Origin of the sequence: Buttiauxella sp. S19-1, from assembly GCF_022134725.1 — a bacterium.
Taxonomy (GTDB): domain Bacteria; phylum Pseudomonadota; class Gammaproteobacteria; order Enterobacterales; family Enterobacteriaceae; genus Buttiauxella; species Buttiauxella ferragutiae.
In genome coordinates this window covers 15868-33911 of the sequence record NZ_JAHWLU010000018.1, presented here as the reverse complement: position 1 = coordinate 33911, position 18044 = coordinate 15868, and the positions used below count along the sequence as shown (strand labels likewise).

Below are 18044 nucleotides of genomic sequence, written 5' to 3'. Positions count from 1 at the left end.
ATGACGCTGCGCTTATCCGACCTACAAGAAAGCATTTGTAAGGTGGATTAGCGTAAGCGACATCCACCATTTTTTTATCTGCCGCTACGCACGCGTGCCGCATAAAGATCGACTGTCTGTTTAAGAATATCCAGCGTCACCGGTTTTGACAGGCAACTATCCATTCCCGACTCCAGACAACGTTGTCTTTCTTCGGCCAACGCATTGGCTGTCACGCCCACGACTGGCAGTGTCAAACCTAGCTGACGAATGCGTTGTGTCAGACGATAACCATCCATATTCGGCATGTTGACGTCGCTGAGCACAATATCAATGTGATTTTTACTCAACACATTCAATGCATCGACGCCGTCATTCGCTGTTTTACACTGATAGCCCAATGATCCCAACTGATCTGCCAGCAAGCGCCGGTTGATTGGATGATCGTCGACGACGAGTATCATCATGTCATCGTTGTGTTCATTGCTACCCGATGGCGCAGATGATTCAGAATCAACGCCTGGCTGGTTAACCGTCACGCTGTAAATACGCCCCAGTAACAACAGTAAATCATGAGGAGCAGCCAGGCTGTGCAGCCAACAACCAGGGGAAATTTCAATCGGGATACCGATATGACGACGACAGAAAATAATCGCTGCGCGCCCTTCCCAGGCTTTTTCCAGTTCATCATCGGTGATTAAAATATCATCGTTATCAGGTATCTGGCCCTGATACTGCAAAACTTCAAAGTGGTTTCTTGCCAGTATCGACTCGAGGAATTTACTCAGCGAAGCATTCCGAACCGCCAGCCAACAACGCTTATTCAGTAAACCTTCAACCTGTGCTGGCTCGGCGTAATTTGCACTGTATAAAGGAATGCGAATCGTAAACTGGCTACCCATTCCCACTTCGGTATCAACCGAAATATCGCCATCCATCATACTGATAAGCTTTTCACAGATAGCCAGACCGAGACCGGTGCCCTGGAAATTGTGCTGCACGCCGGTACCAGCCTGGAAGAACGGATCAAATAACCGCGTGACTTCTTTTGCGGGAATCCCCACGCCGGTATCGCGCACACGCAAAGAAAGGTAATCCCCCGCTACGCTGACATGCAGGACAATACAGCCAACATCCGTGAATTTGATCGCGTTACTGAGCAAGTTGGAAATCACTTGCTGCAAGCGCATCGGGTCGCCTTGCAGCGTCAGTGGCACGTCGGGTTCGATAAAACAGTACAAGCCGAGTTGTTTACGCACCACCAGCGGTAAATAGTTGGCGGTGATATGGCTCATCACTTCACGTGGTGAGAACTCTCGCGGCTCAATTTTCAACTGCTCGGATTCAATTTTTGAGAAGTCGAGAATATCGCTGATGATTTTCAGCAACAGACTGGAAGAGTTGTTCATCGCCGTCACCAGGCGATCCACCCCTTTCGGCAACTCTTTGGTTTGCAACAAATCCAGGTTGCCGATAATGCCGTACAGCGGCGTGCGCAGTTCATGACTGACCGTGGCAAGGAACATGGATTTTGACTGGCTCGCCTGCTCGGAGGCTTGCGCCATTTCCTGGAGCGACTCTTCCATTTTGACGCGCGCGCTGACATCCACCAGCACGCAAATCGCCACGTTTTCGTTGCGGTAACGAGAATGTACGAAGCTAATCTGCAAGTTGGTATGGCTGCTGGTCAGCACATCGACAAAGTTAACCTGCTGGCCACAGATGATTTGCGTCAGCCGTTGCCGGTCTTCGTGAGTCAACATGTTGAGATAGTTGTGCGCCAGCTCGTTACTCAGAATATTTGTTCCGTCCTGAGTACGCAGAATACAGATGCCGACCGGTGCTGAAGCGACAATTTTACGGTTGAACTGCTCGTGTTCTTCCAGGCGCTGGGCGTCATTTTCTGCCGGGATAAATATCCGCTTTTCGTACATCCTCGCCAGGGTAAACAGCACTGCGCCCACCAGAATATTGAGCAGTACAGCGTTGAGGATCAGCATGCGGATGCGTTCCAGAACCATATCCACCGGTACTGAATACACCACGCTCATGGATGAAGGCGGTAAATTTTTCTTGAGAATGAATTGCTTAAAGCCCGAGGTATAACCAAACCACGAGCGCTCCTGAAGCCATTTTTCTTCAGGCTGAATACGCGTTTCGGGGCCAGTAAGGGAGATCAGCGGACGGCTATTTTCATCCAGAATCGTCACACCAATCGGCATAGAACCCGGCGACAGGAAGTTTTCCATGCGGATGGTTTGCTCAACACCCAGCAGAGCTTGCAGGCGGTTAGCCAAATAAACAGGTGTCAGTGTATAGAAGTAACCGACTCCAGGGCGCGCGCCAGGGCCAATCCAGTAAATGCTATTGCTGTGCTCATCCTGCGGGGCGCTGCGATATTTCATGATGCGTTCATGCAGATTTTTCAGCGCTTTTTCGCGCTCGAGCGGCATTTCACGCAGGCCGAAATCCGCCATACACAGGTTATCGCCACCAATCAAAAAGACGCGATTGAGATCGTAGGCGGCAGAGAAATTGTCACGCCAGTAACGTAAAAACCACGCCAGAGATTGCAGCGAAGTACGCCAGGAAGCACTGACGGCTGAACAGTCAGAATCCGGGAATAACGGCATGAAATTGGGCGGATCGATTTTGTTGTCATCATTTTCCATGGCAGGCAACACGCCATTGGTCGCAGAAAGCCGATTTTCCGCAATGTACTTAAGCTCTTTCACCACATCAGACGTACGTTGTATGTAACGCTGCGCCTGGTCAAAGCTGATATTAAATTCCTGACGAATTTCCGACTCTTTTTCATGCAGTGCATTTACGATGTAGAACACGGAAAAGAGTGCAATCAACAGCCAAAGCAATAAAGCCAGTGCCCGAAACAGGTAGCGGGAGACTTTTAGTGTGGTGCGAAAAGAGACAAGATATTTCAAATTGAGCCTGGTCGTGGAAATTGCAAAACTTTGGATGCCGTTAAGGTAGCCGCAAAAATGGCAGCCCGCAACGGCAAACCGGTAAGGTTTATCGCGATAAAACTAGAACTTTTCGATAACCTTAAAATGCATCAGTACTAACGTCATATCTGGTGAGAACAGATCGTACTCTTCAAAAAAGCGTTTATGCTCGTTGCGCCAGTATGCCAGCGTCCGGTCACCTTCACCTTCTGCCAGAGCATGGGCTTCGTTTACCTGTTCAAAAGTGGTCATCTCTGTGGTGGTCAGTTCAATCGCACAAACCGGCTTATTTTTGCCATCCACCACCACAAAAACATCGCCAACCTGAGCAATACCTTCACCATCGAGGTTAGCGCAGGTCGCCGTTTTCACGCCATCGAGCACTAATTTAACCAGTTCATCAGCCTGTTTTTCTGTATCACCAAACGCCCAGCGTTCTACATCTTCATACTTCTCAGGAATTGCCATTGTTTTACCTTTATGAGTTAAACCAAGCCTAACTTGATATTAAAATAAAAAACGCCCGATGCAATAAATGCACCGGGCGTTATGAGCTATTTCAAACAACAAAATTCAGATTATTCGTCTGCTTCATCGTCCGCTTCATCGGAAGCGTTGTCATCTACGTCTGCTTCTGGTGCGATTTCATCATCACCTTCAGCAACGGTGCCATCAATAGCATCCAGTTCTTCTTCATCAACCGGTTCTGCAACACGTTGCAGGCCCACCACGTTTTCATCATCCGCAGTACGAATAAGGATAACGCCCTGGGTGTTACGGCCAACGACACTCACTTCGGAAACGCGAGTACGAACCAGAGTACCGGCATCGGTAATCATCATGATCTGGTCGGTATCTTCAACTTGAACCGCGCCAACGACGCTGCCGTTACGCTCGGTTACTTTGATGGAGATAACGCCCTGAGTTGCACGAGACTTAGTCGGATACTCATCAGCCGCAGTACGTTTACCATAACCATTCTGCGTCACGGTCAGGATAGAACCTTCACCGCGTGGAATGATCAGGGAAACGACTTTGTCTTCACCCGCCAGTTTGATACCGCGAACACCTGTTGCAGTACGGCCCATGGTACGAACGGCGTCTTCTTTGAAGCGCACCACTTTACCCGCAGCCGAGAACAACATGGCTTCGTTGCTACCGTCGGTCAAATCAACGCCAATCAGTTCGTCACCTTCGTTCAGGTTAACGGCGATGATGCCCGCTGAACGTGGGCGGCTGAAATCGGTCAACGCCGTTTTCTTCACGGTACCGCTGGCGGTAGCCATGAATACGTTAACACCTTCGGCATATTCACGAACCGGCAGGATCGCGGTAATACGTTCGTTCGCTTCCAGTGGCAGCAAGTTAACAATTGGACGGCCACGCGCACCACGGCTCGCTTCCGGCAATTGATAAACCTTCATCCAGTACAGACGGCCACGGCTGGAGAACAGCAGAATGGTGTCATGAGTATTGGCAACCAACAGACGGTCGATGAAATCTTCTTCTTTAATACGTGCTGCGGATTTACCTTTACCACCACGACGTTGTGCTTCGTAGTCGGTCAGCGGCTGATATTTCACATAGCCCTGATGCGAGAGCGTCACAACCACATCTTCGCGGTTGATCAGATCTTCAATGTTGATATCAGAGGTATTCGCGGTGATCTCAGTGCGGCGTTTGTCGCCGAACTGATCGCGCATCGCAACCAGCTCTTCGGTGATCACTTCCATCAGACGTTCAGCGCTGCCCAAAATGTGCAGCAATTCAGCGATCTGCTCCAGCAGCTCTTTGTATTCGTCGAGCAGTTTTTCGTGCTCAAGGCCAGTCAGTTTCTGCAAACGCAGATCCAGAATTGCCTGTGCTTGTTGCTCGGTCAGGAAATATTGACCGTCGCGAATACCGAATTCTGGCTCCAGCCACTCAGGACGCGCAGCGTCATCACCAGCACGTTCCAGCATGGCGGAAACGTTGCCCAGATCCCATGAACGGGCGATCAGGCCAGCTTTCGCTTCTGCCGCATTTGGTGAGTGACGAATCAGTTCGATGATTGGGTCGATGTTCGCCAGAGCGATCGCCAGACCTTCAAGGATGTGTGCACGGTCACGGGCTTTACGCAGTTCGAAAATAGTACGACGCGTAACCACTTCACGACGGTGACGCACGAACGCAGAAAGAATGTCTTTCAGGTTCATGATCTTCGGTTGGCCCTGATGCAGCGCAACCATGTTGATACCGAAGGAAGTCTGAAGCTGAGTCTGAGAATAAAGATTATTCAGGACAACTTCGCCCACTGCATCGCGTTTAATTTCGATAACAATGCGCATACCGTCTTTATCAGACTCGTCACGCAGAGCGCTAATGCCCTCAACGCGTTTGTCTTTCACCAGCTCAGCGATTTTCTCAATCAGGCGTGCTTTGTTTACCTGGTATGGAATTTCATGAACGATGATAGTTTCGCGGCCTGTTTTGGCATCAGCTTCTACTTCTGCGCGCGCGCGGATGTAAATTTTGCCACGGCCAGTACGGTACGCTTCTTCAATGCCACGACGGCCATTGATGATTGCCGCTGTCGGGAAGTCAGGACCAGGGATGTGTTCCATTAGCCCTTCAACGGTAATGTCCTCGTCTTCAATAAATGCGAGGCAGCCGTTGATCACTTCTGTGATGTTATGAGGCGGGATGTTAGTTGCCATACCGACTGCGATACCGGACGAACCGTTCACCAGCAGGTTAGGTATTTTGGTTGGCATTACATCGGGAATACGCTCGGTTCCGTCGTAGTTATCGACGAAATCTACTGTGTCTTTTTCGAGATCGGCCATCAGTTCGTGAGCGATTTTCGACATACGGATTTCCGTATAACGCATCGCCGCGGCGGAGTCACCGTCCACAGAACCAAAGTTACCCTGGCCATCTACCAACATGTAACGTAATGAGAATGGCTGCGCCATACGCACGATAGTGTCATAGACAGCGGTATCACCGTGAGGGTGATATTTACCGATTACGTCACCAACAACACGGGCGGATTTTTTGTACGCTTTATTCCAGTCATTGCCCAATACGTTCATGGCGTAAAGTACGCGACGGTGTACCGGCTTGAGTCCATCGCGGACATCTGGCAGTGCGCGGCCGACAATAACCGACATCGCGTAATCCAGATATGAGCTCTTAAGCTCTTCCTCAATGTTGACCGGTGTAATTTCTCTGGCAAGGTCGCTCATGTATCCGCTATCCCTCTACTGTGTCCCGGATTCAAAGGTCGCAAATTATAACACAATCGCCCGACAGTGGGGAAACCAGAACACATTCGCCAGCAGAGAATTGACTGATATACTCCCGCCACGAAATGAGTAAGGAGTAACTAGCCCCATGAATGCCGAAAACCAACCGGTAATCCACAACGTTGACCATGATGAAATCGCCAAATTCGAAGCCGTTGCCTCACGCTGGTGGGACTTAGAAGGCGAATTTAAGCCACTGCACCGTATTAACCCGCTGCGTTTGGGTTATATCAACCAACGTGCGGATGGGTTATTTGGTAAAACGGTGCTTGATGTCGGCTGCGGCGGCGGGATTCTGGCTGAAAGCATGGCGCGCGAAGGCGCTAATGTAACCGGGCTGGATATGGGTTTTGAGCCGTTACAAGTCGCGAAACTTCACGCGCTGGAAAGTGGCATTCAGGTCGATTACGTGCAAGAAACCGTGGAACAACACGCGGATAAATTTGCCGGAAAGTATGACGTCGTCACTTGTATGGAAATGCTCGAGCACGTGCCGGACCCGCAATCAGTGGTTCACGCCTGTGCAAAACTGGTGAAACCTGGCGGTCACGTCTTTTTCTCCACGCTTAACCGTAACGGTAAATCCTGGCTGATGGCCGTGGTTGGCGCGGAATACATCCTGCGCATGGTGCCAAAAGGCACACATGACATTAAGAAGTTCATCAAACCGGCAGAATTACTCTCCTGGGTTGATGAGACGCCACTGCGCGAGCGCCACATGACAGGCCTGCATTTCAACCCGCTGACCAACGTGTTCAAACTGGCACCGGGCGTTGACGTTAACTATATGCTGCATACCGTTTGTGCTGACTAATACTCAATGTCAGGCTTTTCCCAGGTCGGATAAGCGCAGCGTCATCCGACACTTTTATCTGTAACAACAGGCGAAAATGGTGGATGACGCTAACGCTTATCCACCCTACGGCACTGTTTTCGCAGAATAATCGCATGTTTACCACGTCAGGCTAAAGCCGACACTTCCCACCATCTGTTGATAACCCTCTGAGCCTTTTTGGCCGGTAAATTTCCCCCACAGGCTGGCGTTTTTACTTAACTTGCTGGTCACGCCCACGCTGACTTCACCCACGTTTTTTGCCGTGTTATCGCTAAAATTGACGCCATCAATACTCATAGTGGTGTTTTCGCTATTGTGCAGATAGTTCAGGTCAACGAACGGTGAGATCTCATAAGTTTTGCCAAACGTCAGCTGGTTATGTAAACCCAGTCGGCTCTGAATATTGTGTGGCGATTGCTGTTCGACCCGCGAGTGATTGGCGGCAGTAAAGGCGTCTTGTTGAACGCCCTGATAAACCAGTTGCGCCTGCGGTTCAATCTCCCAACGCAGCGCGTCGGTGTTGATTGTCTGCCAGTTGTAACCAGCTTCTACCGATGCCAGTAAACCTGACGAACGGTAGTTATCGTCACCGCTGTCTTTTTCGCTCACGTGGTTATCGAACCACACATATTGCGCCCAACTGTCGATCCAGGCTCCGCCGTTGCCCGCACCGTGTTGATACCAGGTTGAAGTCAGCCCCACGCTGTAGCCCTGGCTGTCGTTATCGGCTTTGCGTCCGGTCACGCTTGAATGGCTATCGCCGCTGTTATTGCTGTAACCCGCCACCGCCCCCAGTAACCACTCACTATCATTTCCGTATGCCAAATCCGCCAGCGTACCGCTGAGTTGCACCACGTTCTGGTCTTCGCTTTGATCAAGCTGATCGGCAAACGTTGAGGTGGTACGGTTGCTCAGTAAACGTAGGTGTAACCTCTGTTGATCTTGCCCGCCCGCATGGTCGCTCAGCCGCATGACAAAGGCATCGTTGGCGCTATGAATATTATTAAAGTAGCCGCCTGTTTTCGGATTAAGTACCGGCTGTGGAGCTGGCTCTGGTGTAGGAACAGGGTCTGGTGTTGGGTCTGGTGTTGGTTCCGGCGCAGGTTCTGGCGCTGGTGTTGGTTCCGGTGCTGGAGTGGGATCTGGGGTCGGTTCAGGATCTGGAGTCGGTTCTGGCTTGAGCACCTCAGAGCGCAAATACCAATCCTGGTCGTCCTTCACCAGCGTGTAGTCATACGCCCCCATATTTAAATAGCCATCGCCTGCCATAGTAAATTGGGCATCGTTGGAAAACTGTGCCGAATCTGCGGTGAAATCCACTACTTTAATCCCGGCCTGGGTTGGCTGGCCGATACCGGTTATCGGGTTAAACTGCACTGTCGTCGTGCCAGAAGTATTGCCATTTAGCAGCAGCTCATCAGTTGCCGAGTCATCACCGTCAAACTCGGTGTCCATCACTAGCGTGCCACCGCCGGTGTAATCACCGTTCACCGTGAAAGTGTCACCCGCATAACCATTCGCCATGCTGATGGTTCCGCTGCTGTTGGTGACGTCGCCGTTCACCGTTACGCCAGCCAGATTCGTTTCGCTGTCAGTAGTCAGATTGGTGTCCAACGTGCCGGTCAGCGTTAATCCTGCCGTCTCATTCACCAACGTACCGTCACCGCTGAACAGCGAAGCATCCAGCGCTTGCTGAGTATCCTGGTTAGTGAGCGTTAACGACGTCTGGTCGCTAATCACAATATCGCCCTGCGACGAGGCATCTATTGACTGAATGTGTTGGTCCGCACCGGTTTCGAAAGTGCCTTCACTACCAATCCATAAAGAAGAAGCATACGGGAAGATATCCACCGCGCCGCCTTTCAGCGTACCTTGCTCGACGCGCACCGCTGAATGGGTTGTGCCGCTGGCAGTGAGTTCCAGCGTGCCGCCGCCAGTTTTGCTGAAGGTACTGTTGAGGTCCCCCGCGTTGCCCGTGGAGTCTTCCATCAACGCGCCCCACTGAGTGGTCACGCCGTCATCAACGCTCAAGTCCCCATCGGCACGCATTTCTAAATCACGCGCCTGGCCGCTTTCATCGGTCCAGGTATTCACATCATCGGTGACATGTAGCACGCTGGCCTGTGACGGATCGGTGAAAATAACCGCGCGGTTGTAGGTGGTGTCGCCGAGTTGAGAATTGTTACTAAGCTGCAAGGTTCCGGAGGCAATCTGCGTATCCCCCAGATAGTGGTTATCGTCGGCAAGCGAGACGCTTCCGCTACCCGCATCCACCACCACATACACACCGTTCTGGTCGGCTGCCGTAGGGGAATCGCCACCAATTTGCATATCGGTGCCGCCGGTCAAATGCGCCACATCGTCGTTACCAATTACCGTGCCGCCCGCGCCGGAGATATTCAGCGCAGGGTCGCTCGTTGCGCCCGGAGCCATCGCCATATCTGACAAATCCAGCACGCCGTCGTTAAGCACGATGGACTGCGGGTCAGCTTCCAGCGCCTGCAAATCATCCACATCACCGGATAAACTCAGCAACGCGTTATCTTCAACAATAATGTCACCGCTTAACGCCATTGAGTCGGCACCGCTCAGGCTGTAGCTTCCATTGGCAGCCACGGTAAAATCGCCCGCGCCTTGAATGGTGCCGTCAAAACTTCCGCTATTCACCGTAACATTACCGCCCGCATCAATATTCAGCGTGCCGTTGGTATAACCGGTCAGCGAGTTAACGAATGTCTGCTGTGTACTGCCCACATTCAGCAGCGCCGCGTTACCCGGCATATCTTCTTTGCCCACAAACAGGCCATAGCAGTTTTGCGGATCGTTCTGACATTGGGTTTCGCCGACGTTCATCAGCGAGTTATCGCGCCCGATAGTCAGCGTGCCATCCGCCACGTTCATCTCACCGGTAAAGCTATTGTTATCAGCATTAAGCACCACTTCCCCGTCGCCATTTTTGATAATTTCGCCGGTACCGGCCATGGAGTCCATTGCGCCAGGATTGTCCAGATCGCCAATCACCAGCTTTTTATCTGCGGCGACGTCAAACGTTACCAGACTGTGGCCGATATACATGAAGCCCCCTGCGGCGGAAGACGCTGAATCTCCGTAACCCATAGCCTGATTGCCTTCATAGAGCATCACGCCATTGTTTGCTGTGTAGTTCGCATCAATATCAATGTTCAAAAGATACGGAGCACTTTCGCTGGAGGTATAGATTGCACCGCCATATCCGTCTGCGGTGTTATCAGTAAACTCAACATCATGGAGTGTTGTCGCCCCCGCAAAGGTATCGCTTTGCACACTACTGGTAATATCCAGCGCACCGCCGTCACCATCACTGCTTGAGGAAGTCAGAGCTTGATTGCCCTCAAAGAGGCTATCAGAAATTAACACATTGGAATTTAGAGCATAAATAGCGCCACCGCGTCCATTACTGGCAATGTTATTGAAGAATAGAGTGTCATCTAACACTAAATCGAACTGCAGAGGATCATTTTTACCATTAATATAAATAGCACCACCGTAATTTCCCGCAGTGTTATTAGTGAACTGTGAATTACTTATATTAATAGTAGAGTTTTCTTTTGCGAATATTGCCCCACCATTGTTATTCCCGGTGACGTAATTACCATCAAAAATAGTCATGCCGGTGCTGGTTTCAGCTTGAATGGTTAACGATGCACCGCCTGAAAGAAAAATAGCACCACCACTAGCAGGATCCGTTAAGTTTTTAAAAGAGAGTATCGCGTCATCGGCCACAGTGAATGCGTCACTGTTTCCATCAACAACTTGTCGCCCTGCATCACAAGACTCCGTGATAACCTCGGTTCCACAGGATACCTCGCCAGCAAATGCGCCAGAACTAAATATAAGAGAAAGTACGACAAAGAATCTATTAAGTCTGAATTTCATGAAACCACCAGAAAGTAAAATGATGCCCTCACTTCCTGTTGAGAGTATAAGCAATATGACTATTGAGAAATCATACTGCATCATTGCAAGAAACAATCTGGCCAAATGTAATTAGAATTATTTCGTACTTATCCCTTCTAAATAAAAACCCCCTCAGTTATTTATAATAATTTAAATTATCATTTAGACATGCTTAATGCCCGGTCCCTTCAAAACTATTGACAACATGAATATATCTACATCTGAGGCTCAGATTTTTCACATCATCAAAACACTGTTCATCATTTAAGCGATAGCTGACACCATAACGTTACGATCGAAACCATTAACATTCGCACACATTTAGTGATGTGATTATTGATAAAAAAACTATCAATGCGCACCACTGATACGCAAAACGTTCGGTTTTTAATAAGTAAAATCTATGAAAATTGTGCGATATCAAACCAGGTGATTATGGATGACGTTTAAGAAATCAGCGTCCGATCAAAAATATCATTTTTTTTGCATCCCATTGACAATTGTCACAAGCCTTACGTGACGTGGACTTAGCGAAATCTGCCCTGTCACAACCTCAATTCCTCCTCGAAATCAATACTTGTTCTCAAGCGATTAGTTACTAGAATACTCACCATATAGTGATCAAGTAATCCACCACCCCCTACATGTAGTATTTATCCACAAGGTTAGCCACAAGAGGCCAACTGTGGATAAATGGGGCATTTTTCATTTCACGGACAGGTACAAACGCACATGAATCAGAGTCTGCTGGTTACAAAACGTGACGGTCGCACTGAGCGCATCGATCTGGATAAAATCCACCGAGTTCTGGATTGGGCCGCCGAAGGCTTAAATAACGTATCCGTATCACAGGTTGAACTGCGCTCGCACATTCAGTTTTATGACGGCATCAAAACTTCTGACATTCATGAAACCATCATCAAAGCCGCGGCAGATTTAATCTCCCGTGAAGCACCGGATTATCAGTATCTGGCTGCACGCCTGGCCGTTTTCCATCTGCGCAAAAAAGCCTACGGTGAGTTCGAGCCACCTAAGCTGTACAACCATGTCGTCAAAATGGTTGAGATGGGCAAATACGATAGACATCTGCTGGAAGACTACACGGAAGAAGAGTTCAAGCAGATGGACGATTATCTCGACCATGACCGTGATATGAGCTTCTCCTACGCCGCTGTTAAACAGCTCGAAGGCAAGTACCTGGTGCAAAACCGTGTTACCGGTGAAATCTACGAAAGCGCCCAGTTCCTCTATATTCTGGTTGCCGCGTGCCTGTTCTCAGGCTATCCGCGTGAAACTCGTCTGAGCTACGTGAAGCGTTTTTACGATGCGGTTTCTACTTTCAAAATTTCTCTGCCTACGCCAATTATGTCTGGCGTGCGTACCCCAACTCGCCAGTTCAGCTCTTGCGTACTGATCGAGTGTGGCGACAGCCTGGACTCCATCAACGCCACTTCCAGCGCAATTGTGAAGTATGTTTCCCAACGTGCTGGTATCGGCATCAACGCCGGTCGTATCCGTGCGCTGGGCAGCCCAATTCGCGGCGGTGAAGCATTCCATACTGGTTGTATTCCGTTCTACAAACACTTCCAGACCGCAGTGAAATCCTGCTCTCAAGGCGGAGTGCGTGGCGGTGCGGCCACGTTGTTCTATCCAATGTGGCATCTGGAAGTAGAAAGCCTGTTGGTACTGAAAAACAACCGTGGTGTTGAAGGTAACCGTGTGCGCCATATGGATTACGGTGTGCAAATCAACAAACTGATGTACACCCGTTTGTTGAAAGGTGAAGACATCACCCTGTTCAGCCCGTCTGACGTTCCAGGCCTGTACGATGCCTTCTTTGCCGATCAGGAAAAGTTTGAGCAGCTGTACACCAAATACGAAAAAGACGACAGCATTCGCAAGCAACGTGTGAAAGCCGTTGAGCTGTTCTCGCTGATGATGCAGGAACGTGCTTCTACTGGCCGTATCTATATTCAGAACGTTGACCACTGCAACACCCATAGCCCATTTGATCCGGCTATCGCACCAGTTCGCCAGTCTAACCTGTGCCTGGAAATCGCACTGCCGACCAAACCGATGAATGACATCAACGACGAAGACGGTGAAATCGCACTGTGTACGTTGTCTGCATTCAACCTTGGCGCTATCGAAAGCCTCGATGAGCTGGAAGAGCTGGCGATTCTGGCGGTACGTGCTCTGGATGCGCTGCTGGATTACCAGGATTACCCAATCGTTGCCGCGAAACGTGGCGCAATGGGTCGTCGTACTCTGGGTGTCGGCGTGATTAACTTCGCTTACTACCTGGCGAAAAATGGTGTGCGTTACTCTGATGGCAGTGCCAACAACCTGACGCATAAAACCTTCGAAGCGATTCAGTACTATCTGCTGAAAGCTTCGAACGAGCTGGCGAAAGAGCAAGGCCCTTGCCTGTGGTTCAACGAAACTACATACGCAAAAGGCATTCTGCCGATCGACACCTACAAGAAAGATCTGGATGTGATCAGCAACGAGCCGCTGCATCTGGACTGGGAAACCCTGCGTGAGTCGATTAAAACGCACGGCCTGCGTAACTCCACGCTTTCTGCATTGATGCCGTCTGAAACCTCGTCGCAGATTTCTAACGCCACCAACGGTATCGAGCCACCGCGCGGCCATATCAGCATTAAAGCGTCAAAAGACGGTATCCTGCGCCAGGTTGTGCCGGATTATGAATTGCTGAAAGACAACTATGAGCTGCTGTGGGAACTGCCGAATAACGACGGTTATCTGCAATTGGTTGGTTTAATGCAGAAGTTTATCGACCAGTCGATCTCTGCCAACACCAACTACGACCCAACGCGCTTCCCATCAGGTAAAGTGCCGATGCAGCAGTTGCTCAAAGATTTGCTCACCGCCTATAAATTCGGTGTCAAAACGCTTTATTATCAGAACACCCGCGACGGTGCGGAAGATGCGCAAGACGACCTGGCGCCTTCAATCCAGGACGATGGCTGCGAAAGCGGCGCATGTAAAATCTAATTCGGATTTCCCTTTATCACCTTTCTGTCCCTCTCCCTCAGGGAGAGGGTTAGGGTGAGGGGAAATTCAGTCCACAGGACTCACATTTAATGGCTTACACCACTTTTTCACAGACGAAAAACGATCAACTCGCTGAGCCAATGTTCTTTGGTCAGCCAGTGAACGTGGCACGCTACGATCAGCAAAAATATGACATCTTTGAAAAGCTGATCGAAAAGCAACTTTCCTTCTTCTGGCGTCCGGAAGAAGTTGACGTTTCACGCGATCGTATCGACTACCAGGCGCTACCGGATCACGAAAAACATATTTTCATCAGCAACCTGAAATATCAGACTCTGTTGGACTCCATTCAGGGGCGTAGCCCGAACGTGGCGCTGCTGCCGCTGATTTCCATCCCTGAGCTGGAAACCTGGGTTGAAACGTGGGCGTTCTCCGAAACCATTCACTCGCGTTCTTACACTCATATCATCCGTAACATCGTGAACGATCCGGCGATTGTGTTTGACGATATCGTCACCAACCAGGAAATCTTAAAGCGTGCGAAAGATATCTCCGGTTACTACGACCGTCTGATTGAGATGACCAGCTACTGGCATCTGCTGGGTGAAGGCACGCACAATGTCAACGGTAAAACCGTGACCGTGAATCTGCGCGCCCTGAAACGCCAGCTCTATTTGTGCCTGATGAGCGTCAACGCGCTGGAAGCGATTCGCTTCTACGTCAGCTTCGCCTGCTCATTTGCCTTCGCCGAGCGCGAATTGATGGAAGGCAACGCGAAAATCATCAAACTGATTGCCCGCGACGAAGCCCTGCACCTGACCGGGACTCAGCACATGCTGAACCTGATGCGTTCCGGCGAAGACGATCCTGAAATGGCAGAAATCGCTCTGGAATGCCGCCAGGAATGTTACGACCTGTTCGTGCTGGCCGCCGAGCAAGAAAAAGAGTGGGCAAGCTACCTGTTCCGCGACGGTTCGATGATCGGTCTGAACAAAGACATTCTGTGCCAGTATGTTGATTACATTACCAACATCCGTATGCAGGCTGTCGGTCTGGATCTGCCATTTAAAACACGTTCTAACCCAATCCCATGGATCAACGCATGGCTGGTGTCTGACAACGTGCAGGTTGCACCACAAGAAGTCGAAGTCAGCTCTTATCTGGTCGGCCAGATTGATTCTAATGTCGATGCTGACGATCTGAGCAATTTCCAGCTTTAATCTATGAGCCGCATTACATTACGCAAATCCGGCGCACAACTGTTATGCGGGGAAGAACACCCTTCCCTGCTGGCGACGCTTGAATCTCATCAGGTCACCGTCGAGTATCAGTGCCGGGCAGGTTATTGCGGCTCCTGCCGTACGCGTTTAATTGCGGGTCAGGTGAAGTGGCTCAGCGAACCCCTGGCCTTTATCCAACCGGGTGAAATACTTCCCTGTTGCTGCCAGGCGCACGGCGATATAGAAATCGAGATGTAAAAAAAGGCCGTTTAACGGCCCTTTTCTTTTGTTTACTGCTTCTGCTGCTGCAAGAATTTCACACCCTTGTCCGGGAAGTCGGTAAACACCCCATCCACACCCGCCTTGTTATACAGCACGTCAAACAACTGATCGACGTTACTGACATAGTCAGGCAACGCGTCCGCTCGTACCGTATAAGGGTGCACTGTCAGGTGGTTCACATGCGCCTGGGTGACCATATCGGTTAGCTTAACATTACCTTTGCTGGAGCCTTCCGCCACCAGCATATGATAGTCAGGCCCGATACCGTCCGCATACTCGGCTATCTGCTTCATGGCTCCTGGTTTGAACATCCAGTCATAGCTGTAGTTGACCCACTTGCCGTCAGCCTGCTTCTCTTGCGTTTCGTTCCAGTCCGTATAAGCAATCAACTGAACCAGCTTAAGATTCATACCCAGTTTCGGCTCAAGCGAGTTTTTAATACGCTTGAGTTCAGCGGCATCAAAGCATTGCAGGTAGACCTTATCATGCTTGCTGGTGTAGCCGTAACGCTTCAACACCTCAAGCGTTTTCGCCGCGATATCTTTTCCTTCCTGATGATGGAACCAGGGGGCTTTTATCTCTGGGTAAATACCAATATTTTTCCCTGTGGAGTGATTCAAGCCCTGGATAAACTCGATCTCCTCTTCAAAGGTATGCACGCGGAAATCAGATTTCCCCATCGGGAAACGACCAGGGAAGGTTTGCACCTGCTTGCCGTCTACCACATCAAAACCTTCGGTAAATTTCAGCGACTTGATTTCGTCGAGGGTAAAATCGATGGCGTAGTAGCGACCGTCTTTACGCGCCCGATTTGGGAAGCGCTGCGCAACGTCGGTGACCCGATCAAGATAGTGGTCGTGCAGCACCACTAATCTGTCGTCTTTGGTCATCACCAGATCCTGCTCAAGGTAATCAGCCCCTTGAGCATAGGCCAGGGCTTTGGCAGGTAAAGTGTGCTCCGGCAGATAGCCGCTCGCACCGCGATGGGCTATCACCACTTTGTCCGTGGTCTGGGCAAAGGAGCTGGCGGAAGCAAACATTACCGCCCCCACCAGGATAGATTTGGTCAGGATTTTCATTATGCTTTCCCTGTCAGTTTTTTATGGTGTTGTTTGTTCTCACCCACCATCACCACCAACAACAGAATCACGGCCATAATGCTGCCGCCGATCATCACCATAAAGCCGCCGTCCCAGCCGAAGAAATCTACCGTATAGCCAACGATGGCACTCGCGGCCACCGAACCACCGAGATAGCCAAACAAGCCCGTAAAGCCTGCTGCCGTTCCCGCGGCCTTTTTCGGTGCCAGTTCCAGCGCGTGCAGGCCAATCAGCATCACCGGCCCGTAGATCAGGAAGCCAATCACAATCATACACGCCATATCCACACCCGGATTTCCCGGCGGGTTCAGCCAGTAAACAATGGTCGCAATCGTCACCAGAATCATAAAGAACACGCCGGTAGCACCGCGGTTGCCTCTGAACACTTTGTCCGACATCCAGCCACACAGCAGCGTGCCAGGTATTCCGGCGTATTCATAAAGGAAATAGGCCCAGGAGGATTTATCCAGCGCGAAGTGTTTCACTTCTTTCAGATAGGTTGGCGACCAGTCGAGAATGCCGTAACGCAGCAAATAAACGAAAACGTTAGCAATGGCGATGTACCACAGCAGGCGGTTGGGGAAAACGTACTGCATGAAGATCTGTTTTGCCGTTAGCTCCTCTTCCGTTTTTTCGTTGTAGTCGTCCGGGTAATCATTTTTGTATTCTTCGATTGGCGGCAAACCGCATGATTGCGGCGTATCGCGCATTAACGCAAAAGCAATTAACGCCACAAAAATCGCCGCAAAGGCTGGCATATAAAGTGCCGCATGCCAGTCGTTAAACCACGCCATCCCGAGTAAGAACAGCAGCGGCGGCAAGCCACCGCCGACGTTATGCGCGCAGTTCCAGATGGAAACAATTCCCCCACGCTCTTTTTTAGACCACCAGTGCACCATGGTACGCCCGCACGGCGGCCAGCCCATTCCCTGGAACCAACCGCATAAAAACAGCAGGACAAACATCACCGCAATACTGGATGTCGCCCACGGCACAAAGCCCATAAATAACATTACGGCGGCGGCCAGAATCAAACCGGCAGGTAAGAAAACACGCGGATTCGAGCGGTCAGAAACCGCCCCCATAATAAATTTCGAGAAGCCGTAAGCAATAGAAATACCGGAAAGCGCAAATCCGAGGTCACCGCGCGAGAAGCCCTGCTCCACCAGATACGGCATCGCCAGAGTAAAGTTTTTACGTACCAGGTAGTAAGCGGCGTAACCGAAGAAAATGCCCATGAATATCTGCCAGCGCAGACGACGATAAGTCGGATCGACATGCTCACTTTTCAGCCGTGGCTGATGTGGGCTAGGTTTGAAAATGCTCAGCATAAATGCCTCCGTGGCAGGTTTTTTATCAAGCAATGTTCTTTTGCGAGCGCATGTTAAGGATTATCCCACCAGGTTAGTGTGAAACACCCCACA

General features: G+C 50.4%; 10 protein-coding genes. 4 read left to right on the top strand and 6 right to left on the bottom strand.

Annotation, left to right across the window (positions count from 1 at the left end; all coding sequences use genetic code 11):
* Positions 1 to 74: 74 nt before the first annotated feature.
* From rcsC to gyrA, 3 genes are all read right to left on the bottom strand, one after another.
* A complete protein-coding gene (gene rcsC / locus MES37_RS06715; protein WP_237930686.1) occupies positions 75 to 2921 on the bottom strand; it encodes a two-component system sensor histidine kinase RcsC in 2847 nt (948 codons plus the stop codon).
* Positions 2922 to 3023: 102 nt separating this feature from the next.
* Complete coding sequence (locus MES37_RS06710) at positions 3024 to 3410, bottom strand: ASCH domain-containing protein (RefSeq protein ID WP_064548581.1); 387 nt, start codon at positions 3408 to 3410, stop codon at positions 3024 to 3026.
* 110 nt (positions 3411 to 3520) lie between these two features.
* Positions 3521 to 6169, bottom strand: a complete 2649-nt coding sequence (gene gyrA, locus MES37_RS06705) for a DNA topoisomerase (ATP-hydrolyzing) subunit A (RefSeq protein ID WP_064548583.1) — start codon at positions 6167 to 6169, stop codon at positions 3521 to 3523.
* A 148-nt stretch (positions 6170 to 6317) separates the two neighbouring features.
* Between gyrA and ubiG the strand changes: the two genes are divergently transcribed.
* Positions 6318 to 7043 carry a bifunctional 2-polyprenyl-6-hydroxyphenol methylase/3-demethylubiquinol 3-O-methyltransferase UbiG gene (ubiG, locus tag MES37_RS06700; protein WP_121814089.1) on the top strand — a complete coding sequence of 242 codons (726 nt, stop codon included), beginning with the start codon at positions 6318 to 6320 and terminating at the stop codon, positions 7041 to 7043.
* 138 nt (positions 7044 to 7181) lie between these two features.
* On the opposite strand, the gene MES37_RS06695 is transcribed toward ubiG, so the two are convergent.
* The gene (locus tag MES37_RS06695) at positions 7182 to 10979 is read right to left on the bottom strand and encodes an autotransporter outer membrane beta-barrel domain-containing protein (RefSeq protein WP_237930684.1); all 3798 of its coding nucleotides are present in this window, start codon (positions 10977 to 10979) and stop codon (positions 7182 to 7184) included.
* 753 nt (positions 10980 to 11732) lie between these two features.
* Here MES37_RS06695 and nrdA point away from each other — a divergent pair.
* From nrdA to yfaE, 3 genes are all read left to right on the top strand, one after another.
* A complete protein-coding gene (gene nrdA / locus MES37_RS06690; RefSeq protein WP_064548587.1) occupies positions 11733 to 14018 on the top strand; it encodes a class 1a ribonucleoside-diphosphate reductase subunit alpha in 2286 nt (761 codons plus the stop codon).
* A gap of 89 nt (positions 14019 to 14107) precedes the next feature.
* Entirely contained in the window at positions 14108 to 15238 is a 1131-nt protein-coding gene (gene nrdB, locus MES37_RS06685) for a class Ia ribonucleoside-diphosphate reductase subunit beta (RefSeq protein ID WP_064548591.1), read from the top strand.
* Between the two features lie 3 nt (positions 15239 to 15241).
* Positions 15242 to 15496, top strand: coding sequence for a class I ribonucleotide reductase maintenance protein YfaE (gene yfaE / locus MES37_RS06680; protein ID WP_237930682.1), 255 nt, complete (start codon positions 15242 to 15244; stop codon positions 15494 to 15496).
* A gap of 32 nt (positions 15497 to 15528) precedes the next feature.
* On the opposite strand, the gene glpQ is transcribed toward yfaE, so the two are convergent.
* Positions 15529 to 16599 (bottom strand): glycerophosphodiester phosphodiesterase, encoded by a 1071-nt coding sequence (gene glpQ / locus MES37_RS06675; RefSeq protein WP_237930679.1) that lies wholly within the window; start codon positions 16597 to 16599, stop codon positions 15529 to 15531.
* Positions 16599 to 17951, bottom strand: a complete 1353-nt coding sequence (glpT, locus tag MES37_RS06670) for a glycerol-3-phosphate transporter (RefSeq protein WP_064548596.1) — start codon at positions 17949 to 17951, stop codon at positions 16599 to 16601. The genes glpQ and glpT overlap by 1 nt, the downstream gene beginning before the upstream one ends.
* Positions 17952 to 18044: the final 93 nt, after the last annotated feature.

Bases quoted from the DNA above. Each gene is read 5' to 3' on its own strand.
- MES37_RS06710 (WP_064548581.1), bottom strand. From the start codon at position 3,410: ATGGCAATTCCTGAGAAGTATGAAGATGTAGAACGCTGGGCGTTTGGT.
- nrdA (WP_064548587.1), top strand. From the start codon at position 11,733: ATGAATCAGAGTCTGCTGGTTACAAAACGTGACGGTCGCACTGAGCGC.
- MES37_RS06695 (WP_237930684.1), bottom strand. From the start codon at position 10,979: ATGAAATTCAGACTTAATAGATTCTTTGTCGTACTTTCTCTTATATTT.
- nrdB (WP_064548591.1), top strand. From the start codon at position 14,108: ATGGCTTACACCACTTTTTCACAGACGAAAAACGATCAACTCGCTGAG.
- gyrA (WP_064548583.1), bottom strand. From the start codon at position 6,169: ATGAGCGACCTTGCCAGAGAAATTACACCGGTCAACATTGAGGAAGAG.
- glpQ (WP_237930679.1), bottom strand. From the start codon at position 16,599: ATGAAAATCCTGACCAAATCTATCCTGGTGGGGGCGGTAATGTTTGCT.
- ubiG (WP_121814089.1), top strand. From the start codon at position 6,318: ATGAATGCCGAAAACCAACCGGTAATCCACAACGTTGACCATGATGAA.
- yfaE (WP_237930682.1), top strand. From the start codon at position 15,242: ATGAGCCGCATTACATTACGCAAATCCGGCGCACAACTGTTATGCGGG.
- glpT (WP_064548596.1), bottom strand. From the start codon at position 17,951: ATGCTGAGCATTTTCAAACCTAGCCCACATCAGCCACGGCTGAAAAGT.